Below are 26,985 nucleotides of genomic sequence, written 5' to 3'. Positions count from 1 at the left end.
TCGATACGGAAGGGAGACCCGAGCGTGGCCCATGATCGAGCAGGGCGACTCGCGCGTCCCACCGACCTGGAGGACATCGCACACCTGGTCACGGCCTACTACAGCCGTATTCCGGATCCGTCGGATCCGGCGCAGCAGGTGGTGTTCGGTACCTCGGGGCACCGCGGGTCGAGCCTGGACACCGCGTTCAACGAGGCGCACATCCTCGCGATCACCCAGTCCATCGTGGAATACCGTGCGACGCGCGGGATTACCGGTCCGGTGTACCTGGCCAGGGACACCCATGCGCTGTCCGAACCTGCCATGACGACCGCGCTCGAGGTGCTCGCCGCCAACGATGTCACCGCGATGATCGACGCCCGCGACCGGTACACGCCGACGCCCGCGTTGAGTCACGCTGTGCTGCGCCACAATCGGGGCGGCACCCGGAATCAGGCCGACGGCATCGTTGTCACGCCGTCGCACAATCCGCCACGCGACGGCGGCTTCAAATACAATCCGCCGCACGGTGGTCCGGCCGACAACACCGCGACCGACGCCATCGCCGCCCGCGCCAACGAACTGCTGAGCAACGGGCTGGCAGGCATCAAACGCACCACCTTGGCGCACGCGCTGGCGACCAACGTCCAGCGCTACGACTACCTGGACCACTACATCGCCGATCTGCCGAATGTGTTGAACCTGGACGCCGTTCGCGGCGCGGGCATCCGGCTCGGCGCCGACCCGATGGGCGGGGCGAGCGTCGACTACTGGGAAGAGATCGGGCAGCGCTACGACCTCGAGCTCGAGGTCGTCAACCCGTTCGTCGACCCGACCTGGCGGTTCATGACGCTCGACGGCGACGGCAAGATCCGGATGGATCCGTCCTCGCGGTATGCGATGGCGTCGCTGATCGCGATCAAGGACGACTACGACCTGTCCACCGGCAACGACGCCGACGCCGACCGGCACGGCATCGTCACGCCCGACGGTGGGCTGATGAACCCGAACCATTTCCTCGCGGTCGCGATCGAGTACCTGGTCGCGAACCGGATGGGCTGGGACGCGCTGACCAAGATCGGTAAGACGGTGGTGACCTCGTCGATGATCGACCGGGTGGTCAGCGTGCTCGGCCGCGACGTGCACGAGGTGCCCGTCGGCTTCAAGTTCTTCGTGCCCGGATTGTTCAGCGGCAGCCTCGCATTCGGCGGCGAGGAGAGCGCTGGCGCCTCCTTCCTCCGGATGGACGGCACCGTGTGGACCACCGACAAAGACGGCATCCTGCTCGCGCTGCTCGCCGCCGAGATCGCCGCGGTCACCGGCCAGAGCCCGTCGGCGCGCTACGTCGACCTCGAACGCCGCTACGGCACACCGGCCTACGCGCGCATCGACGCGGCGGCGACGCCGGAACAGAAAGCACTGCTTGCGAAGTTGACTCCGGACATGATCACCACCAAGGAGATGGCGGGCGAACCCATCACGTCCGTGCTCACCCGAGCGAAGGGCAACGGCGCACCGCTGGGCGGGCTCAAGGTGACCACCGAGAACGCGTGGTTCGCGGCGCGTCCCTCCGGCACCGAGGACAAGTACAAGATCTACGCGGAGTCGTTCCACGGCCCCGAGCACCTCGCGCAGGTGCAGGCGGCCGCGGAGGAAGTGGTGGGACAGGCGCTAGCCGGTGAATAGTAGATCGGTGGGCAGCAAGGCGGCACGTGAGCAGGCGCTACCCATCGAGATCTGGGTGCTTGTCGCGGGCGCGTTCGTCATCGCCATCGGGTTCGGGCTGGTGGCACCGGTGCTGCCGCAGTTCGCCCGCAGCTTCGGCGTCGGTGTTGCCGCGGCCTCGGCGATCGTGAGCGCGTTCGCGTTGATGCGCTTGCTGTTCGCGCCGATGAGCGGGCAGCTGGTGCAGAAGCTGGGGGAGCGGTCGGTCTATCTCGGCGGGCTGTTGATCGTCGCGGTGTCGACCGGTGCCAGCGCGTTCGCGCAAAGTTATTGGCAGCTCATGGTTTTGCGGTCGCTCGGCGGGATCGGGTCGACCATGTTCACGGTGTCGTCGCTGGCGTTGGTGATCCGGATGTCGCCGCCCGCGGCGCGGGGCCGGGTGTCGGCACTGTGGTCGACCAGCTTTCTGATCGGGTCGGTGAGTGGTCCGCTGGTCGGCGGTGTGTTGTCCGGGCTCGGGCTGCGCGTGCCGTTCCTGATCTATGCGGTGGCGTTGCTCGCGGTGACGGTGGCTGTCTATCTGGCACTGCGGAACTCGCAGCTGGCCGCGCCGGAAACGGTGGGCGGCGTGCGGATGATGTCGTTCCGGGAAGGGTGGGCGCAGCGGGAGTACCGGGCGGTGCTGTTGTCGAACTTCGCCAACGGCGCCGCGGTGTTCGGGGTGCGGATGGCGTTGGTGCCGCTGCTTGTCGTCGAGGTGCTGCATCAGTCGCCCGGCATGGCCGGGGTGGCGTTGACCGTGTTCGCGGCGGGCAATGTTGCGGTGCTCTTCTTTGCGGGCCGATACTCCGACCGGTGGGGGCGCAAGCCGTTCCTGATCGCCGGATTGCTGATCTGTGCGGTCGGCACCGCCGGGCTCGGGATCTCCCACAACCTGGTGTGGCTGCTGGTCACGTCCGTTATGGCCGGTGTCGGGGCGGGCCTGTTCACGCCGACTCAGCAGGCCGCGGTCGCCGACATCATCGGGCCGAACGCGCGCGGCGGGCCGGTGCTCGCCGGGTTCCAGATGGCGGCGGATCTCGGGACCGTGCTCGGTCCGGTCGCGGTGGGTGCGTTGGCTCAGCAGGCGTCGTATGGTTTCGCGCTCGCGGTGACCGGTGCGTTGCTCGCTGTTGCGGCGGTTGGCTGGGCGGTGGTGCCTGAGCCGATGCGTCAGCGGGCGACCGAGGAGGTGCCGGAGGCTTGCGAGCACATCTGTGGTGCGGATGGGGCCGATCATCAGTTGGTGACGCGTGAGGTCGAGCACGAGGTGGCAGGTACGCCGGTCGCGGACACCGCGGTTCCGCCGACGGTCGTGCAGGTCGAGGCCGAACCGACTGACCGCGATCGAATCGTCCACTGATCCGAGTCGCTGGTGCGACCTGTGATTTGTTCGGGCCGGAAGTAACGGCGCCGAGCAGTTGCGGCAAAGTATGCAGAGTGAGCGAATCGCGTTCGAACTACACCCCGAGGCCCATGTCCAGCACGACCACCTATGCACTGGGCGCCGTTGCCCTCGCATTGATCGTGGTGATCGTGATCGCGGCGATCACGTGGGGGCGCGACGAGCCCGCGGTGCGCAACGACGGATACGGGTCGGTGCACGATCCGGCGGTGACCGTGGTGCTCGAAACGGACGGTTCGATTCTGCTGCGCAAGCCGAGTGCGGTGAAGTCGATCGATATTTTCGAAGACCCGCTCTGCCCGGCCTGCGGGAATATGGAGCGCACCTATGGGCAGGAGATCGCTCAGCAGATCGACGAGGGCAAACTGGCCGTCCGCTACCGGCTGGTGAACTTCCTCGATCCGCGCTCGCGGAGCAAGGACTACTCCACCCGCGCTGTCGCCGCGAATCAGTGTGTGGCCGAAGGTCTTTCGAGCTCGGTGTACGCGAAGTTCCATACCGAGACGTTCACCACCAAGCGCCCGAGCGAGGGCGGCGCCGACCTCTCCAACGACGAACTCGCCGCGCTGGCCCGGGTCGCGGGCGCCGCCGAACCGGTGGTGCAGTGCATCGCCACCGGAGCCAAGGTCGACACCGCTCGCGCATCGGCGCAGGCCACCACCGACGCACTCGATGTGTTGACGGGTGGCAAGGCGGGTACTCCCTCCGTGTTCGACGGCAAGACCAAGATCGACGTGAGTAACGAGGACTGGGTAGCCGCACTCACGCGGTAATCCTGGTCGAGAGAAACGGCCATTGCGCCGCACGTCATCTGCTTGCGTAGCTAGGCTTTTCGAAGACGGTCAACTGTCCGAGTTCCACGCGCAAAGGGTGAACGATGACAAGCTCCGATTCGGCGCCAGTCGACTTCGACGTGTCCAAGCCGAGTATTTCGCGAGTCTATGACGCTCTGCTAGGTGGCAAGGATTTCTACCCTTCCGACGAACACGTCATCGAACACCTGCAGGAAACCATGCCTGAGGTCGATATGCTCGCCAAACTGAATCGAGCTGTGCTCGGGCGTGGCGTTCGCTATCTGGCCGGCACAGCAAAGCTGCAGCAATACTTGGATCTCGGCGCGGGTCTGCCGACCATGGAGAACACCCATCAGGTCGCGCAGTCGCTGCAGCCGAGTTCCCGTGTCGTGTACGTCGACTTCGATCCGATCGTGTTGGCGCATGGACGTGCGCTACTCGGCGAGAACGATCAGACGCGAGTCATCACCGCCGATCTGCGTGATCCCGCCAAGGTGCTCGCGCACCCGGACGTGCAGGAGCTCATCGATTTCGGCGAGCCGGTCGCCGTCTTGCTCGTCGGCATGCTGCATCACCTGCACGACGACGAGAATCCCGAGGACGTCGTCGACGGATACATGGATGCGGTGCCGGTCGGCAGTCATCTGTTCATCACGCACTTCCTCGACACAGGCGAGGAGTCGCGCGCGCTGGAGAAATCGTTCATCGAATTCCTCGGCACCGGGCGGTTCCGCACCGAAGCGGAGATCACCCGGCTGTTCCGCGGGTATCCGCTGGTCGAACCCGGTCTGGTGCCGCTGACGCTGTGGCGGCCGGATGGCATCGTGCGGGAGAAGTTGAGCTTGGTCGAACAGATCATCGTCGGCGGGATCGCCGTCAAGTCCTGAGTTCGCCGGTGCGTGAGCGTCGGTTGTTCTCGGCTGCACCGAGTTCGGGGTCTTGCCTGGGATCGCCGTCGGGTCTCGCGTTCGCTGTCGCATGTCGGCTGCGTATTCTCGGCTGGGTTGAGTCTCTGTCGGAGACTGTTGCCGGGTCTCGGCCAGTCCGGGTTCGGGGCGACACTGTAGGAGTACAGCCGCGCGACGAAATGTCGCACGCCGCACCGGGATAGGTGTTGTCGCGCCAGGTGCCGCCGATCGCATCGCCGCGTTCGAAGACGGCGAAATCGTCGATGCCCTGCTGGCGCAGACAGCTCGCGAGTTTGTGTGCGTAGTGGTTACGCGCGGTGTTCGCACCGCGGAGTGCGGGGGCCGGGCCGGACACACCACCTGCCCCGGCCCGGCCCGCTCGACGGGTGGTCCGACTCCTCGAGTTTCCCCGGGACCACGAACGCCGAGCATTCCGTTGGTCGAATGGTTCTCGGCGGCGTGGGCTCGAGGGCCGAGCCACCGAACACGTCGACGACTCGGCCCGCTCGGCGGGCGATCCAGCTACCCCAGTCAGCCGGGACCGCCGCAGGCCGAGCATTCGGGTGGTCAGCGGGGCTGGACCGCCGCAGCCACCGCCGGACGGCCCAGCCCCTTCGGCGGCGCGGCCTGACATCCCGGCCCCCGAGACCGCCGCACGCCGAGCCGACGATGCAGGGCCGAGCCGTCGACTCCATTCAGCCGACGGCTCGGTCGTGCTCGATGCCGCACTCCCGCTTCCCCAGCCAACGGGACTGCCGCACATCGAGTTCGGGTGGGCCGGGCCGTCGTATCCACCACGGGACGGCCCGGCCCGCTCGAAGGCGCGGTCGTGCATCCCAGGTCGGCCGGGTCCGCTGCGCGTCGAGCTGTCGGTTGGTCTTCGGGCCGAACCGTCACGTCCACCACATGCCGGCTCGGCCCGTTCGATGGCGCGGTCCCGCCTACCCAGTCGGCGGGACCGCCGCGCATCGAGATTTTGTTGGCTGGTGGGCCGGGCCGCCGACTGTCGACGACCCGGCCGGGTCGCTCGATGGTGTGCCTCCGATGCCCTCATCTCCTCGGACCACATCTCGAGCCTGCTGTCAGTACGCGGGATGGGCCGCGGGAGTCGTTGCCTCGTCGGGGATTTCGTCCTCCGGCGCGATCCGGCACAGTTGCCGGTGCACCAGGACGTGGCCGCGCAGCGGATAGGCGATCTCGTCAGGGAACATGCGTGTCTGGCGTTCCGGCTGCTCATCGCTCGTCCCGGCAAGCGCATCGATATCCCTGTGCGGGAACAGATATCGCGCACCCTCGCGAACGGTCACTTGCACCTCACCGGTCGGTGCCGTCCACCGCAGCCGATCCTGGTCGGCCGGCGTCGCCGACCACGGGACTTTCTTGTTGTCCGCCAACACCTTCAAGCGATGATGCCGCGAGCACAACACTGTCATGCCCGCGCGAGAGCCCGACTGGTCGTGCTGGTCGATGTCGGATTCGGCGGCAGGCATCGTGCACCCCGGAAACCGGCACATGCCGTCCATCGCCCGCACATCCCGATCCACCCGCGCGCCGCTATCCGGCTGCTCCGGAATCACTTGGAACCGAGCATGTTCGGCGAGCAGCCGCGCCAGCGCCGCATCGATCGGCCCGTAACCGGCCAAAAACGCGGGCGCCTCGGTGATTCCGAGCATCGTGTCCGCCGGAATCCCGATCTGGATCAGCGGCCTGCGCGGCGCGTCACTCGCGACATCGGGTTTCGGACAGCGCTCACCCCGCCCGCACAGACATCGCAACCGCCCCGACCCATCGGCCAGCGCCACCAGCGCATCCGCCCGCCGCTGCGGCATCGTCCGCGGATCCGCCGCACACACCTGCAAGCTCATCTCCCGCAGCCGCATCGCCACCGTCTGCGCACCCGGCGCGGGCAACACCCCGTCGAACGCGGCCATGCTGTCCTGCATCGCCCGAATCCGCACATCGCGATCCTCCTGCCGTCGCTCCCGACGCCGTTGCGCCCCAGCCGGATCCAACCGCGCAGTCCATCGTCGCGCCGCCTGCCGCAACCGCGCAGGTGTCGTCCGCGCCGCGGTCTCCAACAACCTCGGCTCCAGCTCGGCGAGCACATCCCTGGCCACCGCACGCGTGTTCTCGATGATCACCCGTACCTTCGCCAGATCGATCCGCCCCGCCGCGAACTCCGTTCGCGTGCGCGGCAACCAATCCTCCAGCGCCAGACCGACATCGATCATCGCGGCAACCGACCCCTCGTCGATCCGCAACGCCACCGCCGCCTCCGACGCCGCGAACTCGCCCGCCCGCACCCCGCCGGGCCCAGGCTCCGCGCTCACCGCCCGATGCCGCCGATACAACTCCCGCACCGCAAACACCTCCGCGGCCTGCGCGGCCGCCGAAGTCCCATGCGCCGTCCGAAGGGCATCGATCAGCCCCTCGTCGCTCATGGCCTGAAAGTCCATCGCCGAGAGATCGTTTCCTTCGAACATGCGTTCGAGTCTACGACGCCACCCGCCCCGCCGCCACCCCCGATTCATGGCGATTTGGCCGCCGCCACACCCGTGGTGTAACTTCGTTCAGGCAGTCAGGGAAACCTGAAAGCAACCGTTCGGGGCTATGGCGCAGCTGGTAGCGCACCACACTGGCAGTGTGGGGGTCAGGGGTTCGAGTCCCCTTAGCTCCACTTAAATCCCAGCTTAGGCTGGGATTTTTGCTTTCCGGACCGTCCTCGTGACGGCCGATCTCAACGCGTTAAGCGAGCACGACGCCTCCTGCAACGGCACCCAGTCCAGCTTCACCACGCTGGTTCGTGATTTCACCCGGCGGGGAAACGCGCTTATATCGGATAGGTGTCTCGGAACGCTTCGCGGATGGTCATGGCGTCAGCCGCGTCGCGATCTTCGATCCCGGAGACAACCTCGGACACACGCCAGTAGTTCGACGGAACCAATCGGCCTGACGTGACAGCGGCGAGTGCGACGTTTGCCGCTTCGTCCGGCTTGTCGGCCGCGACCAGAGCCAGCCCCAAATCCAGGTTGGCCGAAGCGATTCGGCGCGGCCGGACGGTCGCTGCGCTCGCGAGATCGGCGAGCACGTGCCGGGCGTAGGCCTCCGCCGCTGGATCGCCTAGCCACGCCAGTGTGGTCGCGACGTAGGCATCGGATTTCGCTGGGTCGTAGCGAAAGTGGTGCTCCGGCCGCTCGGGAGTGTTCAGTCCGGACACTAATCTGGCGACCCGGCGCAAGGCGCTGTAGGTGCCCTTGCTGTCGCCGAGCCGTGCCAGTGCACGACCCTCCTGGGCTGTTGCTTGGATGAATGCCGAGCAGCCCTCCGGCGCGCGCGCCTGTGCGACGCGGGATAGCTCAGCTGCCGCCGCATACTCGCCATTCGTCAACTGGTGCCACGCCCGTGTCTCGAGGCACCACGCTGCGATCTCGGGGTGTCCAGCTTCGTCTGCCAGTTTCCACGCGAGGTGACCTCGTGCCGCTGCGGCGGATGATTCACCCAGGTCGATGTGACATGTGCTCGCCAGCAGCGAGAGCCAACCAACTATGACGAGCAACCGGCGGTGCTGTGGAAGGGTCTTGCGGCTGTCCATCAACCGTCCGGCGTAGCCGAGATGCTGTCGAATGCGGACCAGCAATTCGCTTGGAGGAGTTGTCGAGTACGCCGCAGCCAAGTCGTCCACCGACAACTCCAAGCGGTCCAGGGTGTCTCCACCCAGATCTGATGCTGCTACCCGATGAATCCATTCGGCCGCGGCCTGTTCGCCGTCATCCGGTTCGACAAACAGCGCAGAGCCAACCCCCAGCGCCTGTGCGTAGGCGCTGACATGCTCGGGGTGGATTTCGCGCTGTCCCGTCTCCAGCAGACCAAGTAATGGCTTGCTGTAGTGCGTGCGAGCTGACAGCGCCGACAAGCTCAACCCGGCCGCCTCACGGGCAGCACGGAGCTGAGCGCCGTCGGGGATGGTGGCGTCAGAGTCCACAGGACCAGCCTAAAGCTCATGCAGAGCCTGTAGACGCATGTAGACGCCAATTCGTGCGGTTCCGCACTTACCCGATGGTTGTCTGAATGGATGCCTGGTAGGGGCTCCGTCCCTCATCCGCTAATCCGCCAAGGGCCGGGCCGTCAGCAACCAACGCGACCAGAGGGTTGAGCGTGACCGCGAAAGGCCTGCCGCAACGAAGCCCGTTTGGAACTCCAGGATCGTCCCGGTGCTGGGGTGTTACGTCCTCCAGCGCCGGGCGTACCAACGACGGGATGGTGTGATGAGTCGAGATCGGTTGCGTACCACCGAATCACCAGACGGCCGGAAGACCGCGACCTGGCGGCTAGTAAGTCGCCACTGCCAAGTGATCAACTTCCGGAACCGCGCCGATGCGTCGCCCGCATACCGCTGGCCTAGTGGAGACGAGATCGCCTCCGCGACAACGGGTTTAGTGGTGCTCGATAATCTTCCGAACCTGTGGGAAGCCCGTGATGAGTTTCCTGGTCATTGTGACCTGTGGGACGCGGTGCGTGCCGACTACTGGGCAGCACTGCTGAACGTCACCGATCTGCCGAATCCGATGGGGGCGTAGATGAATACCTTTGACGCACAACGTCAGCGAGTGATCGCACAGGCGGCACGTATCGGGTTGGCGGTGCGGCGCAGGAATAAGCACCCGTACGGATGGGAGCTGTTCGACAGGTCCGAGTATGTACACGCGTCCGGCGATCTAGACGAACTGATGACCTGGCTTGCCGACAACGCCATCCATCGCGAATCGCGATGAATCCCAACCGCTACCGGCAGCACTGTCACCTGACATGGGAGACTATCGTGCTCAGTTTGATGCGAGCGGCAGCCGACTACAGGAGGAGCTTTCATGGGGCAATCGGACGAACAGATCGGCTTCGAGATCGAATTCGATGACAAAACTCAAGGTTTCCTGAATTGGGTTGCGCCAGAGCGTATGGAAGCAGGCGTGCGAGCCTTCCTTACCGAGACTGTCCCCCATGTCGCCGACTACACGGACAGGTGGTGGGAGTCTCCCTTGACCTTGCGAATCCTCAAGGCCGCCAAGGAGCTCTTCGGCGATCGGGACGGATTACTTGACCTTGAGAACCGAGAAGCGGCAGACCAGTTCATTCGGTTCTATGGAGAATGCTTCGTGCGGCGGGCAGGTATGGAATGGACCAACCGCCCCGAATGGAGCAGCGCGCCACTGTATACAGATTTCAGTCCAGCAGTTCACGACGGTCACGGCGACGAACTTCGCAACATGGTGTCGATGACAGATTATCTGCTGGGCAACAACTCTGACGCTGATATGGCGGACTACGTGATCACGTCGGCCGCCCGCGATATCCGCAAAGCCAAAGAAGACAAGTAGTACCTTGTAACCGGGGGTGGGCACATCATGCCCGACGAGTATGACGTCGTACGCAAGAACTTAACCCCATACGAACGCGGGTTGTACTTCGAGCTGGGCAGGGCGCACGAGATGGGGGAAACACCGGATAGAGGGTGGGTGAAACAGTTCAGAATCCAGACCCCTAAAGGTCCGCGCATTCTGGACAACGCAGTGACCGCAGGTCGCGCCATCGAATCCGTGGAACGCAAATCGGGCAGGGTCAACGAGCGCGAATCTCGTGAGCAGATCGGCAAAGAGCATGCCGCGATCGATGCGGGACAGATTGCTAAGTCCCGCTGGGAAACCGTGGTTGGCGAGAAGGTGCCCGAGAAAACACGCGAGCTAATGCGAGACACAGCCCGCGCAACCAAAGGCAAGTTTCAGCACGTCGAAATCAGCCGAGAGGCAGCGGCCCGCGCCATCACCATCGGCCAGTCGCTGGCATCCGAGCAATTGGAGTTGATCCGTCCGCACGAACTGATACGAGCCGACCGTGCTCGCGAGCGGCTGGAGAACGTACGCAGAATCGAGCGAGCGAAGCAGAAGGCCCAGACATTCCGGAAGGCTCAGGAGTTCACAAAAGCTGCCGTGCGTGCCCGTGCCGACGCCCATGAGCAAGCAGCACGGGCCAAGTCAGCACCCGCACCCGTCCCGGAAACAGTGCGGGAGAAAGTCGCACGGGAGTCAGCTGAGCGTGCAGCGCGCGACTTCCCTACGGCGAGTGAACTGTTCAAAAGTCAGGATGCGGCCGCAGCTGACCATGCTGCACGGGAGGCGGCAGACGAAGCTGCACAGCACCGGGAAGCGGAGATACGTGAAGCCGCCGCCAGAACCCAGGCCGAGCAAGACAAAGCACGAGACGCCGCATACCGGCTGCGAGAAGAACAGGGCCGCCTCACCGAGAACGAGAAGCTGTTGTGGTTGGGGCAAGCCCAGCATCCATCAGCGGCAGTCAGGCAGGCACCTGGCCACACACCGCAGGTAGAGCGCGGCGGCACCGGACAAGGTCAGGGCCGCGACCGCGGTATCTCCCCCGAACGTTGACACCTACCAACGTCTCGCACCGGCACAAACCAGTGCTCGCCGCGCGGACCTCATCGGCAGTAACGCGCCGGATTCGGTTCCCCACTCCCGGCCCCACGCACCAGGAGTGCTGCGCGTCGTGTCGTGAGCAGGCGGGAACATGGACAGATTCGCGAAAAGTGTTGGGCCGCAGTCTTTGATGAGCCGCCAGAAGTAGATGGAAAGAGTTAGGGGACCCGGAAGGGGAAGAAAAGGAAAAGAGAACCGGAACCCAACTCAGAACTTGCCGAATTTACCTCTACTGGATCAAGAGCGGCGCGCTACGCGCGCCGCCCAGGGTGCCCGCCCTCCGCTCTGCTCCGGGCAGCACCCTGGCACGCAGCCAGGATGGGACCAATCAGCGAACAGCGTACGCGGCATACTAAAGAAAGCACGCAGACTGCGGCCGAAGCGGATTTATAAGACCCCAACTGCACTTATCTAACGCTCAGCGGCCGTCACCGTTATCATTCTGCTCGATGAACTGGGCTTTCTCGCCATTGAAGTACCGAGAGTGTGTCTTCCTTACGCTATCAAGTGAATCAGAAGAAAGCGCAGCAATTTCTATATCTCCGTCCGCAAAGCGAGCATCCGACTCGAGACGGAGGCGTTCACGCAAAGCTTCCCGATGGCCATCTTCGCCGTCGAATTCGATCACCTGATATTCGCCAGATATTCGCTTATAAAAGATCAGAAAACCAGCCACAGGCTATTCTCCCTTCTTGCGCATATTGCGGATATCGCTCTCTAACGACTTCAACTGCCTTACGATCATTAAGTCATTCTGAGCATTAGAAGAGTCGTTTGCTTTCCACTCGCGATGCTCTACGTCCCAATCAATTTTGCACTTCTCCAATTTGGCAAGATATACATTGCGGTTAATGTAGTCTTCGGCCGGTGTAAGGCCCAGAAGATGATGTATCGAGTCCTCCAGAATTTGATAGGATTTGTCAGTTTCGAGTCGCCTATCTCTGAGTAACTTCTTGCGATCCTCCACAACGGCCAGCCGTTCGGAGATCTTGAGCGCCCTCTCGACTTGTTCGCGTTCTTTTCGGTCTGTGGGCAGATTTCCATATCTGATGTATCGACCAAGATGGTCAGCAAGCGCCTCGAATAGATTCGCCCAAGCGCCTTGGAGTGCTGTACGTATCTGTATTTCAACCCTACCGGCCGGCATCTTTGCGCGAATATGCAAGGCTCGATACCCAGAATGGGGAGAATGCCGCGTATCACTGATTACCTTGTCGAATTCTTGACCCAGTTCAATCGCAATCAGTTTCGCCAATTCACCTTGATCGTCCAGATCCATAGCAGCCTCAACACGTACGCCAGCGATGTCGACGATACTCGGGAGTTGCAATGATGGCGTAGCTACTAACTTGTCCCGAAGTGTATGGATCGTTTTTGGCCGTGAAGAAACTTCAGGTCGTCGTTGGCTAAGAATGGGCGAAAATTCCATACGCTTTATGCAGTCTTCCACGGCAACTGCCAGGTCTCCATACCACATAACAACTTCGTCATAGGATATTTCGGTAGCCTCACGTTCCCGACTCTCGCGAATTGCCCGCCCGAGTCTTTTCAGCTGACTACCCGTCCAAGGAGGTTCGTCCGTGAGCTCCATCATGCAACTATAGCTCGGTAATCAGGGCGGTCCCTGCCGCGCCCCTGCGGGGCTTGCCGCCTACTCCCCGACGCCTGCCTGCCCATAGACGTCCTCCGACTCAGTTCTCGATCTCTACCGGCTGTGATTGATGCGTTCCAGCTCCCGAACAATATCATCTTGAACCTTTTCATCGAGATGAATGGTGATCTTTAGGGCGATCACGATCGGCTTCCCGGACCACGCTGCGCCAGTGTCCAAAAGATTCTGCAATTCGGAGATAATTCGGCCGATGGATTCTTCCATACTATGCACGGGTTTATCGGGAAGCCTGGCAAAACAAGAGACAAATCTCTGCAGCCTTCGAGGCGCAGTCACATATTTGGCCGAATCGCACCATTCTAGTAGCTGCTCGTACACTGCGAGAACCCTCCGGGCGATCTCGCCAATCAATCTAAAATCTCCTGGAGGATTTCCTTGTCGTCCAAAGGCTTGGACGTGGAAACTCTGATCCAAGGCAAGATTCAAGTTGTGAGTTATCTGATTGTACTCGTCGTACAACATTCGTGCCCAGCTCAATGCTTCGCCTGAGTTCTCGATCACTGTGCGCCGAGGTTGGCGCGAGCTAGTCCTCCGCGACTTGATATCTCGAACTCCAATGTTCAGGTAACCGGCCAAGAGAAAGTATTCCCACAGCCATGGACGGAAGGCGATTACGTGATTTATATCGTTCTCGGTCCGGGGTACGTGCGACAGGACTTCGGGTACGATTGTGTCAACGCTCGTGTTACTGCCAGCTGAACTGATGCCTTCTTCCTCGCAAGAACCGAACTTGGCGGCCGCCCAGTGTTCGTGATCATCCTTCATTTTTCGGACACGATCGACGGTGTAGAACGTGGGCTGATCGTCAATCATCTTATGGTGCACTTTGCACAGAAGAATCAGATTCTCGTACCTATCGAGCTCTGACGTTGCAATCATCCCTCCGCGGGGACCGCCGTCTGACCGGGCAACGATGTGCGCCTCGTCCCCAACGACCGACTCTCGGTCGGTCTCCGTCGCGTTCAGAACCAGCGGCTGCCTACAGACTGCGCAGGCGTTATGCGCGCGCGCCCACAGGATCTTCCGATCCCGAGCTTCGATGGCCATAGTCAAGTCTCGCAGCAACTCCCGACGTTTCGCATCCGAGGCTCGACCGTCGAGCCCCGGACGCCAGGTCCCTGCGAGTGCACCCGGTTGCTGTGCCGCGGCCCGGATGATAGCCGCGTAGTTGCTCGGAGCGTTTGAGTCTGGCGTGTCTCTGCGGTGACACGCCAAGCTGGTGCCGCGATGGCATACAACGAAATCCCAACAAATTGCTCTCAAGCCAACGCTTCTCGAACCCTGATTCGGTTGTCCAAAGTCGTGCGTGGTTGCCATGTTGCCTGCTCAGCGCCATTTTTGGCAAGTTCATGACAGTCGATAGATGTCCGTAGTAGCGCTGCACCGCGCCAGTGTGGGGGTCAGGGGTTCGAGTCCCCTTAGCTCCACTCGTGAGGGAGTAGGCAGAGTTCTGCCTACTCCCTCACTCTGTTTCAAGGGCGACTTTCAACATAGGTCCGTGATGATTTCGGCCGATGGTCATCCCAAGGAGTAGTGGACAGTCGCAGCTGGTGCCTTCTGCCGGTGTAGTCGTCATGCCTCGAGCGTGAGTGGTTCACAGAACGACGCCATCTTGGCGACAATCAGCCTCGGTGGGTGATCGCTCGAGGCACGGGTTGGCCCGGCGCGATTCCTGAGGGAGGCGTAGTGGCAGCGGGTTGCGGAGTCGGGCGTTGAGCTGTAGGTCACCCCAGACGGGGGATGTCCCGGCTCGGCGTCAGGGATGGCTCACTGCTTCTCATCGAGTTCGGACTCGCAGGGCTGGCCTGTGGTTCGAACGCTGTCAGACGTGACCTGAAAGCCGACGCCCCAGTTTGTGTCCGCTGAAAGGGACTTCAGTCGATGTCGAAATACTGTGACCATTCGGGGTCGATCGAACGGCCTTGTTCACGCCTGAACTCGAGCCGCTCGCGCTGCGCCTGAATGTTTGGCGCAGTGCTGTCGAACCACGATGTGGTGGTGGGCCAGCCGACGCGGGCATACTCCTGTTCGCTGAGCGCCCACACTGGTGGGTTGGGGAGGCTCAGGTCGGCACCGTCGATCATGCAGTACCAGTAGGCCTGATGGTCGACCAGTACGAGCATCCCGGCCGGGTCGACCATCGTGTTCTCGATCTGGGACAAGGAAGCGATCGCACCACGTTTGCTCTTGGCGCCTACGACTTGCACGCCGAAGGCGCTGCCTGCATGCCACAAGCCAGGGGTGAACCCGATCAGCCGCAACACTTCTCGCACGGCAACGGGTGTGGCCGTGATTCCCTGTTCGGCAGCCCAAGAGTCGATCTGCTCGTCGGAAGCACCGAACATCGAGGTGGGTTTCAGGCCGTCGGCGATGACCCTGTCGAAGGTCGAGTGGATCGCGTCGATGACGTCCTGGTTGGTGTCGGTCATGGGGTCAGTTCTCCTGAGCGAGGTTGCGGACTTCTTCTCCTGAGCGAGGTTTGCGGACTTCAAAAGCGGATACCGGGAAACGCAGTCTGGTACGACTCCATCACATCCGCGCACGAGTCGCAGACCTGCTCCAGTCGTGGGAAGTTACGGCCGGCCGGGTAGTCGACTATCAAGCGGACGTCGCCAGTGATGTCATCAACCGTGAATGGGATGTATTGGTAGCCGGTCTTTTCGGCTTTGAGTTTGCCGATATGGTTGAGGCGCTTGATGGTTTCCAGGACGCGATCGCGAGCGCGTTCGGCTTCGCCGGCCAAGCCTGGGCGATAGGTAGTCTCGGTTGTCGTTGTCCTCCAACAACTCCTGCGGCGGCGATTGAGCCGAGTTGAGCAGCAACAGCGCCAGCTGTGCCCGCAATCGCTGTTGCGCGCGATCGGTGTATGTGAGCCGTGCATAGATGCTCCATCATCAATTGCGGTGATCAGACTCAAGGAATCTCGGAGAGTGCTTTGATACGCATTGTTCCGGATGATGAGTTCGCAAACTGTCATGAAAATATCGTTGGCGTTCTGGATATCGCAGTATTGCTCACTCAAGGTTTAGGCCCTTTGATTAATGACTCTATCTCGCGTAGCTCGTGAGTAAGAAATAGATCTAATCAGAGTCTCGGTAGATTGGCGGATAACCCGATCATCATGGTTTCCCGCCAGTGGCTCGGCTCAACGTTCTGACTGTATCGCTCGCGAGTAGGTTGGATGTGAGAAATCTCCGGGTAAGGAATCGCCACAGATGTGTATCGGCGAGCTCGGAAAACCTCACGAAGTCTCCGAACGGGTTGGTGTGTTCGCGGAGATCCTGGAGTTCGGCCGTCAGCGCCTCCCATTCCGCCGCGCCGACATACCAGACGACGCCGAGTTCCGGGTCGTCGTCCGGGCCCGTGGATTGTCTTGGGAGCAACGGTATTTTCTCCGCAGTGCCGTCCAACCTCGGATTCGGAGTAACGGAGTAATCCGACACGCGCACGGCCCACGCTCTGGCCTCGCGTGCGGACTTGATGGGGTCATCCGGGTTGTATTCATGAACGGGCCAGGGGGGAGCCACGTCCGACGCATCGGGAACAAAGCTTATCTCGACACGCCGGTTAAGTCCGACGACATAGCCGCCCTGCAGCAGGTCGGGTTCATCGAATGCGATCGCCGACTGAAGCTCTTCTGCATGGATCAGGAAGTCGAGTTCGTTGGGAACCTTACTCATCGATGTCCTTTCAAAACACGGCCAGTTCGTTCGTACATGTACACGAGAAAGTCTATATCCGGGAAATATTCTTCGGCCCAAGCCTTATCCTGGGCACCCTTCGAGCCGCGGGCATCGACCACCTTTCGGTATTCACCCCATCCCGTCTCGACCAGATCGGCCTGTTCATCGAGAACCTCCTTGGGTGCGCCTCGATTGGCCAACCAAAGATACTCTTTCAAGCGGATGTGGATCTCTACGATCTTGTCATTTCGTCCGGTGAAATCGCCCGGGGTGTGCGGCAACGTCCTATCAAATTTCTTGCCAGGTATTCGCTGAATTCTTTCGTGGATTGGTGGGTTGTCACGGAATCGATATAGAATCTGGTCGAGATGTCCGAATTCGTGCTCGAGGTCGAGGAAGCGCATACCGCTGATTCCGCGCACGTATTGCTCAAATTCGATGATGTTCTTGTCCTTGTCCACGATCGCGTTTCGCACCACCCGCGGTGACTGCCCAACGTAATCTTCGATTCTGAGTGGGTAGCCGATCCTTTCCAGTTCTGCCGTGATCGCCGGGAAGGCTGGGTGTTCCTCCATCCGGACGGTTCCGAGGCGAATGCTGTCGGGTGTCGGGTCCACTCCGTCGTAGAGGGATGATCTGGATTTTGCCATGAAGCCGGGACCTACGGCATCCTCAGCCATTGTCCTTGCGCCGCTGGTTGGGCCGGGTAGCTTCGTGGACGGGCTGTGTAGAACAGTCGTCGTATTGCGCGGGTTAAGCGGCAAGCCGTCGGCAGTGATAGTCGTGCCGGTCTCTAGCGAGGCGGTTGCTGGCTGATTGGCGACAGGCTTCGGTGCTACGGGCGGTTCGGCTGTAGGTCTGACCGGGGAATTGACCTTGGGGGAAACGTCGCTGGCTGCATTGCCGGAACCTGAGGGGATGGTCTCGTCGGCTGCTTGTCTTGCTGCGGATGGGGCGGTGTCATCGAGGATTTGGCCGGTTTTGGTTGCCTGTGTACCTGCCTTGCTTGCTGCTTCGTCGAATTTGGCCGCGATTTTGGGGAGTATTTTTGCGCCAGCCCGGACAGCGACGTAGCCGAGTCCTTCTCCGGCGACGGCCCAGATGAGTTCTGTGGCAATGGCTTTGCCGATGTCGTTGCCGATTTGTTCGCCGGTGCGGATCTTGCCGGGGTCGGTGGCCCAGTGCAGGCCGGTGGCGTCCTCGATGAGTAGTCCGCCGCCTTGGACCTGGTACATCCGATCAGCGTTTACCCCTGCGGGGACGGGGATTTCCTGGATCGCGGCAAGGTCGCTGTTGTTCATCGCTCCGATGGCGCTGAGATCTCCGCTGGGGAGTTCGACGAAGAACAGGCCGTCTCCGGCGGGGGTGACCGGGTAACGCAGGGGTCCGTTGTAGGTGGGTGCAGTGGTGGGGGTGGAGGGTCCGTAGTCCGGGCCAGGCAGTTGTGAACCGCTCGGGGCCAGGATGGCTCCGTGGGGTCGGTCGGTGCGGACACCGTTGCTGCTGAGGACTCCCGCGGTTTGGGCGAAAGGATTGTCCGGCAGGACCGGGACTCCGTTGTTGTCGACACGGATGTACTGGTCGCCGACCAGGACGATCCGGTACCCGTCAGGGGTGGTGATCGCACCGTCGAGACCGCGGTAGAACTCGAAGTACTTCTTGGTGTCCTGGTCGTAGCTCACGTTGCCGGTGTTCAGGGCCATGACGTGTTCTTTGCCGTCGGCGCCGAGCACGCTGAGGCTGGTGATCTTGCCGTCGTTGTTCTTGACGACTCGGATTGGGGCGTTGGGGTTGGCTTTGAGCCGTTCGATTGCCTCGACGAGTTGGTCGGCGTCTGCGGCATCGGTGATGGCTGAGCCGAATACCGATGGTGGAGTCTTGGTGGTGGGGTTGCCCGGCTGGTTCTGATGGGGGTTCAGCATTTGCTGGGTGATCCGCCCGAGTTCGGTGCGGGCTTGGGTGGCTGCGTCTTGATAGGACAGTGTTGTGGCGGTGCGGCCGTTGTCGAGTTCCTCGACGTCGATCCCGGGTTTGCTGCTGATGGTGGTAGTGGACCCGTTGGCGAGGGTGACGGTGTTGTTGACCTGCCAGCCATCGGTGGTTGCGGTGATGGTCTTTTCGACCTTGCCGCCCCCGCCCAAGGGAGTGACCCCGGTGCGGTTGTCGGCCAACGCATTAGGCAGGTCGACGATGTCTTGGGCGGTTCGCTCGCTCGCTTGCTGCTGGGGTGTTTTGCGTGTCCCGTCGCTGTTGTAGATGCTGCTCAAGCTCGGCATGGTTTTGAGCAGGTCGGGATCGATGCGATCGGGGATCTGGGCCGACTGGTCCGGCCCCGGCTCGACCGGTTGTTGGGTGTTCGGTTGTGGCGGTGGAGAACTCGGCTGCTGCTGGGCAGGGGAGGGAGGGGGTGTGGCGGGAGGCGTGGCCTGCGTGGGAGGTGTGACCGGGGGTGGGTTCGTGGCGGGTCTGGGTGGAACTGGCGCGTCAGGGACGGTGGTCTCGGGGTTGGGTGTTGTGGGCCGGTTGGGTGGTGAGGTTCCTGGTTGTCCGGGTGCGTTGGGATCGGTGGGTAGGGCGATGTCTTTGGCCGATGTCGAGACACCCGCTGTGACAGTTGGTTGTGCGGTGCTGACGAGGGGTCGGCCTTTGATGTCGTCGTTTTCTGAGATGGCGAAGAAGTCGTAGGGCTCGTAACGGGTTTCGGTGGTGGTGGTCGCGGTGGCCATCATTTGCTTGGCGGCCCAGATCCGCTCCAACCGGCCAGCTGCCCCTTGGGCGCCCATTCCGTGGAAGGTGTACACCTTGCCACCGGCCTCTCCTGAGCGGCTAGCGGAGGCAGCAGAATTCGCTGGTGGCCCGGGATTGGACGGTGGTACAACGGACCACAGCCGCTCGTTGTCGCTCCCGGTCATTTCCGCCTCCTTGCGCGAAAGCCATTACCTACCAATGCGGTTGCCGAATGTGGGAGTGATGTGGTTGCTTCGAGACTTTCGGTCTCGGTGCAGGGGAAGGGCATGTCGGGTCGCCTCGCGGGTTGGGAATGTGGTCGCGGCACGCTGAACGGCGTGATGGTGGGTGCACATGTGCGCTGAGCGCCAGAGGTCACGGCCGCCGTGCAGGCATGACCTAGGACCCGTCCGATGGCCTGTCTTGCCGCGACAGCCTTTCGAAGCGAAGCGGGGATAGGCAGCCTGTAAACGAGCGATGCCCTGATCCCGCGGTGGGATCAGGGCATCGCGTCGAAAGTGGTTGGGGTGAAAAGATTTCGACGCATATCAGGGCCAGGGCACAGCTGTGCTACTGCTGTTATGTTCACCGAAGAGGGTCGATCTTGTCAACGAGCTATGGCCGCACTCACATGACACCATCAGTCAGGTCCGGCACTCAGTTGCTCATCATGAGACGCTGCGGCGTCGCAGCGGTCCCGTCGGTTTTCAAGCATCGGGGACTGCGTAGTGCGGCTTGTGGGAGCCAGCGTGTTGGCAGCGGCATGCTCGCGCGGGTGACGATACCGACCGGCTTTTACCGCTGACCCGCCACCGGTCGACGAGCACCGCAGTTCAGACCCGCGGTCCAACGCTCGGCTATCGGCCACTTCAGAGCGGACGTTCTGCGCCGCAGTCGATCTCGCGGCGCGGACCGCGTGCCATGCGGCAATTCCGGATGCTCGGAATCGCAGCGCGCCTTAGCTCGTGGCAAGCAGCAACGCTGTGCGTTTGGTCAACATCGTCCGAGATGCATTACTGGACAGGCGATCACGGGGAAACTATGTAACTGGCCTCTCGGCCGATGCCGCCCTCAGTTCCCCATGATCACCTGACCGGCCGCGGTCGGCGCGCACATCGGCGAGAGCGGAGATCAAAGCCCCATAACCCTGACGCCAGCACGCGCCAGCCGCGCGATCGCCACCGATCCGATGACCACACAGGAAGATCAGGTGCGCCTCGCGTATTAGACCGTGGAAATTGAGCATTGTACGAATCGCCGTAGGTGGCGCATGCTGGGGAGGTTGATCTCATCCACGGAGGAATTCTCGGTGTCCTCCACGGCGAAAGGTGAGAACCCGTGACTGCCGCCACAACGATGCCGGTGACCAGCACAACGACTCGGAATACCGCCAGCGAAATGGTCCGCAACGCCAAGACCACGGAATTGCGGGTCGCCAGCCGCATGTACGAATTGTTCGACGTCGACAATCTCGCCGGAGTCGATGAGATCTACGCTCCCGATCTGCTCGACCACGACGGCGTGTACGGCGACCCGTCCGCCTCCGGAATCGACGGCGCGCGCAGATTCCACGACGAGATCCACAACGGGTTCACCAACTCGGTGCACCGTCTCCTGTTCCAGGCGCAGATGCCGGGCGGATGGGTGGTCAGCCATTGGGAATGGACCGCCGAACACACCGGACCCGCGTTCGGGTTCGAGGCCAGCGACAACAAGGTCCAGATCCACGGCACCGATATCGTTCGAATCGATCACGAGAAGATCGTCGAGATCTACCACGTCGAAGAACTGCAGCAACTGTTCGAACAGCTCGGGAAATAGAAGCACCCGGTTTCGTTGCGGAGCGTGCTCGTTGGGTCAGCGCGGGGAGCGTAGGTCGCTCGCGCCCGAAACAAGGTCAGCAGGGGATTCTGACGACCCGTCGTTCGCATTGCGTGATCAGTCGATGATCTCGGCCGCGAGCCGGGCGCGCATCAGGTCACTGAATGCGGTGACGGCCGACATCGGCCTGACCATGTAGGTGAGTACGGCGATGCGATCGGAATCGTCGACCTGTAGCAAGGCGATGCTTTGCGCCACGACATTGTCGACGCGTCCGCGGAACAGCAGGGCGTGCGCCTCGGCTGGGCCGGTATGCCAGACCGCCCCGGCCAATTCACCCAAATAGCGGGCATCGTCGAAGGTGTCCATCAGCGCGGAGATGATCGCTCGGCCGGCGGTGTACCCGCGGTATGGCTTGTCTTCGGCCGCTGGATACATGTCGCAATCCGGCGCCAGCAGCGCCGCCATCTGATCCAAGTCGTGCGCGAGGAATGCGGTCCGAAACCGGGTCGCGGTGTCGGGAGCTACAGCGGTCAAGGCAACCTCCTGTTCGATAGGGGTCGACACCTTGCAGTGCACTCGTGGCGATATGCCGTCGCCGGTCCTGAATCTTCGTACCCGAACCAGATTCGATGCCCGGGCTGATTTACTCGCGCGCTATTTCGTCGTCGGCCGCGCCTGTGAGTGACCTTAAGCCCATGTGGATAGGTGAATAGCGTACATCGGCCGGGCAGTGTGTCGCCGCAATCGCAGCTGATCGCTGAAAAGTAGCCTCGACTTTCTCGATCTCGCCGCTGGCGATCAGGGGTACCGTGATCTTGGTCGATCCAAGCCATATCGAAGCCGCGGGATATTTGCTCACTGCCATGCGTCACACCCTCGAATCGCAGTCGAAGCAGGAGGTCGTGGATGGACAGCGAACGGTCTGCGGAGCTCGGTCGCAAGGTCGCCGATCTGATCGCTTGTGATGAGCAGATACGCAAGGCCCAGCCCATCGAGGAGATCAGCGCGGCCATCGCCAAGGAGGGCACGCCGCTCGCGCAGATCGTGGCGACCGTGCTGGAGGGCTATGCCGACCGGCCGGCACTCGGCGAACGTGCGGTCGAATTCGTCACCGATGAGAACGGTCGACGGCGAGCACGAGCATTGCGCTGGTTCGACACCGTCACCTACGGGGAGCTGTGGCGGCGGGTGTGCGCGCTGGCCTCGGCGTGGCATCACGATTCCCGACATCCGACGCGGGCAGGCGATTTCATCGCCATTCTCGGTTTCACCAGCATCGACTACACCATCGTCGATCTGACCTGCAACTATCTCGGCCTGGTTTCGGTGCCTTTGCAGGCCGGTGCATCGGAGGCTCAGCTGACGCCGATTGTCGTCGAGACCGAGCCGCGGGTACTGGCCGCCGATATCGAACAGCTCGAGCGGGCGGTTGATCTGTTGCTGGTCGCCGATTCGGTGCGATCGCTGGTGGTCTTCGGCTACCGCGCCGAGGACGACGATCATCGCACGGCCGTGGAAGCCGCTCGCCAGAGGTTGAGCGATGTGCCGGTGCAGCTCGAGACGGTCGACGCGGTGATCGCCCGCGGGCAGGATCTGCCCGCCGCGCCGCTGTACACCGGCGGCGATCAGGATGCGCTTGCGCTGCTCCTCTACACCTCGGGCAGCACCGGAACACCCAAAGGGGCGATGTACCCGCAGCGGCTGGTGACAGGTTTCTGGCTGCGCGCCTTCGGTGCGCCGATACCGAGCATCGCAGTGAGTTATCTGCCGATGAGCCATATGGCTGGACGCGGTTCGCTCTTCGCGTGCCTGTCCGTCGGCGGTACCGCGTATTTCGCGGCCCGCAGCGATATGTCGACACTGTTCGAGGACATCTCGCTGGTGCGTCCGACGACACAGTTCTTCGTGCCCCGGGTGTGCGAATTGGTGTTCCAGCGCTTTCAGAGCGGAGTGGACCGCAGGCTGGCCGACGGCGGTGATCGGGACGCAGTCGAGCAGCAGGTGAAAACCGAACTGCGCGAGCAATTGCTTGGCGGACGCTTCTTGTCCGTCACGGTGGGTAGCGCGCCGCTGTCGGCCCAGATGAAGACGTTCATGGAGTCCGTGCTCGACACCGAGGTGATCATCGGTTACGGCGCAACCGAGTCCGGCGGCATTCTGGTGGGAAACGAGATTCAACGCCCGCCGGTGATCGACTACAAGCTGGTCGACGTGCCTGAACTGGGCTACCTCAGCACCGACAAACCCTTTCCACGCGGCGAGCTACTCGTCAAATCCGAGACCATGTTCCCCGGCTATTACAAACGACCCGAGCTCAACGCCGAGGTCTTCGACGCCGACGCGTTCTACCGCACCGGCGACATCATGGCCGAAATCGGGCCCGACCAGTTGCAGTACCTGGATCGGCGCAACAATGTCCTGAAGCTGTCGCAGGGCGAGTTCGTGACAGTGTCGAAGCTGGAAGCCATCTTCACCAGCAGCCCACTGGTCCGCCAGATCTACGTCTATGGCAACAGCGAGCGTGCCTACCTGCTGGCCGTGATCGTCCCGACGGAGACCGCTCTTGCCGCGCACTCGGATGTCGCCGATCTGAAGGGGGCGATCAACGAATCGTTGCAGCAGATCGCCAAGCATGCTGAGCTGAACCCGTACGAGATTCCCCGTGATTTCCTGATGGAGAACGAACCGTTCAGCATCGACAACGGCTTACTGTCGGGGATCGGAAAGGTATTGCGCCCCAAGCTGAAGCAGCGCTACGGCGAACGTCTCGAACAGCTGTACATCGAGCTGGAGCAAGGACAGGAAGAGGAGTTGCGCGCCCTGCGCCGCGAGGGTCGCGATATGTCGGTGCGGTTACTGGTTGGCCGGGCCGTGCGCGCTCTCTCGGGGTGCGCGACAACCGACATTCGTCCGGATGCGCATTTCATCGATCTTGGCGGTGATTCACTGTCGGCGCTGTCGCTGTCGAATCTGCTGCAGGAGGTTCTCGGGGTCGAGGTGCCGGTCGGTGTGATCGTCAGTCCAGCCATCGACTTGCAGCAGTTGGCGAACCTCGTTGAGCAGCAACAGCGGTCGGGTGACGCGCGGCCAACGGCAGCCTCGGTGCACGGTACCGGCACGCAGATTCGTGCGACCGATCTCAGCCTGGACAAGTTCATCTCTGCCGAAACATTAACGGCCACAACGGATCTACCACGTGCTGGGCAACTGCCGCGGACAGTGTTGCTGACCGGCGCCAACGGATATCTCGGCCGGTTCCTGTGTATGGAATGGCTGCAACGGTTGCACGACGTGGGCGGCACCGTAATCTGCCTCGTGCGTGGCAACGACGCGACCGCGGCCCGCAAGCGCCTGGACGACGTCTTCGACAGCGGTGATCCGGAACTGCTGCGGCGCTATCGGGAATCGGCCGATGGCACCCTGGAGGTGCTCGCAGGCGATATCAGTGACCCGAGTCTCGGTCTGACAGAACAGGATTGGCGTCGGCTGGCCGAGACCGTCGACCTGATCGTGCATCCTGCGGCGCTGGTGAATCACGTGTTGCCCTACAACCAGCTGTTCGGTCCGAACGTAGTCGGAACCGCCGAGATCATTCGGCTGGCGCTGACATCGCGGATCAAGCCGGTGACCTACCTGTCCTCGGTGTCGGTCGCGTCGCAGTCCTCCGGAGCGTTTACCGAGGACGGCGACATCCGAGAAATGAGCCCGCTGCGGTCGATCGACGATGGCTACGCGAACGGCTACGGCAACAGCAAGTGGGCAGGTGAAGTGTTGCTGCGCAACGCGCACAGCCTGTGTGGGCTACCGGTGTCGGTATTCCGATCGGACATGATTCTGGCCCACAGCCGTTATGCCGGGCAGCTGAATGTGCCGGATATGTTCACGCGACTGATCCTGAGCTTGCTCGCGACCGGTCTGGCCCCGAAGTCGTTCTATCAGCTCGACGGCGACGGCAATCGACAGCGCGCCCACTACGACGGTCTGCCGGTCGACTTCACCGCGGCAGCCATCACCACCCTCGGTGCCGAGCCGACCTCCGAATTCGAAACCTTCGACGTGCTCAATCCGCACGACGACGGAATCTCCGAAGACGAATTCGTCGACTGGCTGATCGAGGCGGGACAACCCATCGAACGGGTCGACGACTACGCCGAATGGTTGTCGCGCTTCGAAACGGGGCTGCGTCACCTGCCGGAACAGCAACGCCAGCATTCGGTCCTGCCGTTGCTGCGGGCCTACCAGCGGCCAGCGGCGCCGATTCGCGGTTCGGTCTTGCCTGCCAAGAACTTTCAGATCGCGGTACAGGAGGCCGAGATCGGACCCGACCGCGACATCCCGCACCTGTCGCCGGCACTCATCAACAAATACGTCAGCGACCTGATGATACGAAAACTGTTGTAACTGGTCGCCCGGGCACCGCCAGGTGGAGGTGCTCGCGTCGCAGCGGGTGTGCGCGAACTCGCGGACGTCTGGACACCGGTTCACTGTCGCTACGGCGGTGCAGCTGCCCTTGCCTACCTACGGAGGTTTCTATGCTTGCGCTGGCGCAACGCTATCTATCGCCTGGTGAGGCCAGTCTCCTCAGGGAGAACGTCGGCGCGGTGGTCGCCCAGGCCCGCATCGGCGGCGTCGTCGAGCCCTCGATTCTCGAGCAGGCGCTCGCCACCCTGGCCGACGCGTATCCCTTGCTGCGCAGCCGGATCGTCGACGAAGCGAAGGGCTATCTGTTGCAGTACGCGGCCGGTGCGGGCCCCTCGCTGCGGGTCGTGGACACCGACGACGATCCATTCACCCTCGAACTCAATACCGTGCTGGCTCACGAGCGCGAGGTCGCACGCGCAGCGTTGTTCCGGCACGCGGGCGACAGCGTGGTGAGCCTGGCCATCCATCACTCGGTGGCTGACGGCCGACTCACCACCACACTGCTGCACACGTTGCTGGGCTACTACACCGCCGCCGCCGAAGGCCGAGCGCCGACTCAGGTGCGCGGCCGAGGCTTGCAGCCCTCCCTCGACGAACTGCTCGCTGGACACCAGAGCACCGAGGAATTCCCCGCATCGCCCAGCCAACTCACCCCCGCGCTGCTGCCGACACTGGCTCTCGGCTTGCCGGTTCCCGCGCAGCGCTTCGGGGTCGGCCAGCTGTCCATGGACCGGCGCACCACCACCGCCCTGAAACGGCAGGCGCACGCCAACAACATCACGGTGACCGGCCTGCTGAGCGGAACAGCCGCGGCGGCGCTGTCGGTCGTGGTGGACGGCACGATCAGCATTACGTTCCTGGTCGACCTGCGATCACGACTGCAGCCCCCGCTGCGCCCCGACGACGAGCTGCTGGCGATCGGCTACGCGATGGCCGTGGTCTCAACCGCGCAGGCCGACAGTGTCGAATATGCGCGGGAGATCGCAACCCAGCTGAAGGCAAGCGTCGACCAGGGTTTGCCGCAACGGTTGATCCTGGCATTGAACACCGAACCCGATCAACCGACGCCGGGAATGGCCTCGATGGCCGTCTCGAATCTGGGACTACTCGACACACCCCCGCTTCCGACCGGTGCCGAGTTGCGGTCGGTCCGATTCGGCACCACCGTCCCGCAGCCGAGCCCGTTCCTGTTCGCCTCCACCACCGATGGTCAGCTCGAGCTCGATCTCGTCTACGACAGAACGTACTTCACCGACGAGCAGATGGCCCAGTTCGTGACGGGTATCCGCACCGGCTTAGCGCAATTCACCGGCCTCTGAGACTGGTTACTCAGGGTTCGGTGTGGTTGGTGCGGTTTCGAACGTGTCGCGTGATTGGCACGA

At 62.5% G+C, this 26,985-nt stretch carries 22 protein-coding genes, 1 tRNA gene and 1 pseudogene; 12 read left to right on the top strand and 12 right to left on the bottom strand.

What is annotated here, in order from left to right; all coding sequences use genetic code 11:
- Positions 1-24: 24 nt before the first annotated feature.
- The 4 genes from pgm (at position 25) to ACGFNJ_RS07070 (ending at position 4,769) form a co-directional block, all read left to right on the top strand.
- On the top strand, positions 25-1,665 hold the full coding sequence (gene pgm / locus ACGFNJ_RS07085) for a phosphoglucomutase (alpha-D-glucose-1,6-bisphosphate-dependent) (protein WP_393444370.1): 1,641 nt from the start codon (positions 25-27) through the stop codon (positions 1,663-1,665).
- A gap of 7 nt (positions 1,666-1,672) precedes the next feature.
- Positions 1,673-3,046, top strand: coding sequence for an MFS transporter (locus ACGFNJ_RS07080; RefSeq protein ID WP_393444367.1), 1,374 nt, complete (start codon positions 1,673-1,675; stop codon positions 3,044-3,046).
- A gap of 113 nt (positions 3,047-3,159) precedes the next feature.
- Positions 3,160-3,861 carry a DsbA family protein gene (locus ACGFNJ_RS07075; RefSeq protein WP_393444365.1) on the top strand — a complete coding sequence of 234 codons (702 nt, stop codon included), beginning with the start codon at positions 3,160-3,162 and terminating at the stop codon, positions 3,859-3,861.
- Between the two features lie 104 nt (positions 3,862-3,965).
- On the top strand, positions 3,966-4,769 hold the full coding sequence (locus ACGFNJ_RS07070) for an SAM-dependent methyltransferase (protein WP_393444363.1): 804 nt from the start codon (positions 3,966-3,968) through the stop codon (positions 4,767-4,769).
- 1,103 nt (positions 4,770-5,872) lie between these two features.
- On the opposite strand, the gene ACGFNJ_RS07065 is transcribed toward ACGFNJ_RS07070, so the two are convergent.
- Positions 5,873-7,273 carry a DUF222 domain-containing protein gene (locus tag ACGFNJ_RS07065; RefSeq protein WP_393444361.1) on the bottom strand — a complete coding sequence of 467 codons (1,401 nt, stop codon included), beginning with the start codon at positions 7,271-7,273 and terminating at the stop codon, positions 5,873-5,875.
- 121 nt (positions 7,274-7,394) lie between these two features.
- Between ACGFNJ_RS07065 and ACGFNJ_RS07060 the strand changes: the two genes are divergently transcribed.
- Positions 7,395-7,467, top strand: a tRNA-Ala gene (locus tag ACGFNJ_RS07060).
- A 153-nt stretch (positions 7,468-7,620) separates the two neighbouring features.
- On the opposite strand, the gene ACGFNJ_RS07055 is transcribed toward ACGFNJ_RS07060, so the two are convergent.
- Positions 7,621-8,772: a helix-turn-helix domain-containing protein gene (locus ACGFNJ_RS07055; protein ID WP_393444358.1), complete on the bottom strand. Its 1,152-nt coding sequence runs from the start codon at positions 8,770-8,772 to the stop codon at positions 7,621-7,623.
- A gap of 457 nt (positions 8,773-9,229) precedes the next feature.
- Between ACGFNJ_RS07055 and ACGFNJ_RS07050 the strand changes: the two genes are divergently transcribed.
- The 4 genes from ACGFNJ_RS07050 (at position 9,230) to ACGFNJ_RS07035 (ending at position 11,227) form a co-directional block, all read left to right on the top strand.
- On the top strand, positions 9,230-9,367 hold the full coding sequence (locus ACGFNJ_RS07050) for a hypothetical protein (RefSeq protein ID WP_393444356.1): 138 nt from the start codon (positions 9,230-9,232) through the stop codon (positions 9,365-9,367).
- On the top strand, positions 9,368-9,562 hold the full coding sequence (locus ACGFNJ_RS07045) for a hypothetical protein (protein WP_393444353.1): 195 nt from the start codon (positions 9,368-9,370) through the stop codon (positions 9,560-9,562). It begins immediately after the preceding gene.
- A gap of 93 nt (positions 9,563-9,655) precedes the next feature.
- Positions 9,656-10,162, top strand: coding sequence for a hypothetical protein (locus ACGFNJ_RS07040; RefSeq protein WP_393444350.1), 507 nt, complete (start codon positions 9,656-9,658; stop codon positions 10,160-10,162).
- Between the two features lie 27 nt (positions 10,163-10,189).
- Positions 10,190-11,227 carry a hypothetical protein gene (locus ACGFNJ_RS07035; protein ID WP_393444348.1) on the top strand — a complete coding sequence of 346 codons (1,038 nt, stop codon included), beginning with the start codon at positions 10,190-10,192 and terminating at the stop codon, positions 11,225-11,227.
- 466 nt (positions 11,228-11,693) lie between these two features.
- Here the strand turns inward: ACGFNJ_RS07035 and ACGFNJ_RS07030 are convergent, their stop codons facing one another.
- The 8 genes and pseudogenes from ACGFNJ_RS07030 to ACGFNJ_RS06995 form a co-directional block, all read right to left on the bottom strand.
- Complete coding sequence (locus ACGFNJ_RS07030) at positions 11,694-11,951, bottom strand: hypothetical protein (RefSeq protein ID WP_393444346.1); 258 nt, start codon at positions 11,949-11,951, stop codon at positions 11,694-11,696.
- Between the two features lie 3 nt (positions 11,952-11,954).
- A complete protein-coding gene (locus tag ACGFNJ_RS07025) occupies positions 11,955-12,866 on the bottom strand; it encodes a hypothetical protein (RefSeq protein ID WP_393444344.1) in 912 nt (303 codons plus the stop codon).
- 114 nt (positions 12,867-12,980) lie between these two features.
- Complete coding sequence (locus ACGFNJ_RS07020) at positions 12,981-13,760, bottom strand: hypothetical protein (protein ID WP_393445943.1); 780 nt, start codon at positions 13,758-13,760, stop codon at positions 12,981-12,983.
- Positions 13,761-13,994: pseudogene (locus ACGFNJ_RS07015) on the bottom strand (HNH endonuclease); the annotation flags it as partial.
- Between the two features lie 827 nt (positions 13,995-14,821).
- Positions 14,822-15,376, bottom strand: coding sequence for a hypothetical protein (locus ACGFNJ_RS07010; RefSeq protein ID WP_393444342.1), 555 nt, complete (start codon positions 15,374-15,376; stop codon positions 14,822-14,824).
- A gap of 59 nt (positions 15,377-15,435) precedes the next feature.
- Positions 15,436-15,690 (bottom strand): hypothetical protein, encoded by a 255-nt coding sequence (locus ACGFNJ_RS07005; protein ID WP_393444340.1) that lies wholly within the window; start codon positions 15,688-15,690, stop codon positions 15,436-15,438.
- A 376-nt stretch (positions 15,691-16,066) separates the two neighbouring features.
- Positions 16,067-16,627, bottom strand: a complete 561-nt coding sequence (locus ACGFNJ_RS07000; protein WP_393444338.1) for a hypothetical protein — start codon at positions 16,625-16,627, stop codon at positions 16,067-16,069.
- On the bottom strand, positions 16,624-19,542 hold the full coding sequence (locus ACGFNJ_RS06995; RefSeq protein WP_393444336.1) for a hypothetical protein: 2,919 nt from the start codon (positions 19,540-19,542) through the stop codon (positions 16,624-16,626). Before ACGFNJ_RS06995 ends, ACGFNJ_RS07000 begins: the two co-directional genes overlap by 4 nt.
- A 1,153-nt stretch (positions 19,543-20,695) precedes the next feature.
- Here ACGFNJ_RS06995 and ACGFNJ_RS06990 point away from each other — a divergent pair.
- Positions 20,696-21,178 carry an ester cyclase gene (locus tag ACGFNJ_RS06990; RefSeq protein ID WP_393444334.1) on the top strand — a complete coding sequence of 161 codons (483 nt, stop codon included), beginning with the start codon at positions 20,696-20,698 and terminating at the stop codon, positions 21,176-21,178.
- A gap of 117 nt (positions 21,179-21,295) precedes the next feature.
- Here ACGFNJ_RS06990 and ACGFNJ_RS06985 read toward each other — a convergent pair whose 3' ends face one another.
- Complete coding sequence (locus ACGFNJ_RS06985; protein ID WP_393444332.1) at positions 21,296-21,715, bottom strand: hypothetical protein; 420 nt, start codon at positions 21,713-21,715, stop codon at positions 21,296-21,298.
- Positions 21,716-21,824: 109 nt separating this feature from the next.
- Entirely contained in the window at positions 21,825-22,046 is a 222-nt protein-coding gene (locus tag ACGFNJ_RS06980) for a hypothetical protein (protein WP_393444330.1), read from the bottom strand.
- 41 nt (positions 22,047-22,087) lie between these two features.
- Here ACGFNJ_RS06980 and car point away from each other — a divergent pair, with 41 nt between their 5' ends.
- Positions 22,088-25,582: a carboxylic acid reductase gene (gene car / locus ACGFNJ_RS06975; protein WP_393444327.1), complete on the top strand. Its 3,495-nt coding sequence runs from the start codon at positions 22,088-22,090 to the stop codon at positions 25,580-25,582.
- 131 nt (positions 25,583-25,713) lie between these two features.
- Positions 25,714-26,922 carry a hypothetical protein gene (locus ACGFNJ_RS06970; protein WP_393444325.1) on the top strand — a complete coding sequence of 403 codons (1,209 nt, stop codon included), beginning with the start codon at positions 25,714-25,716 and terminating at the stop codon, positions 26,920-26,922.
- The last annotated feature ends 63 nt before the right edge of the window (positions 26,923-26,985 follow it).

The sequence above is a fragment of the Nocardia sp. NPDC049149 genome (assembly GCF_043197455.1).
Lineage (GTDB): Bacteria > Actinomycetota > Actinomycetes > Mycobacteriales > Mycobacteriaceae > Nocardia.
The sequence above is the reverse complement of the archived record's forward strand: the minus strand, read 5'-3'. Positions and strand labels throughout refer to the sequence as shown.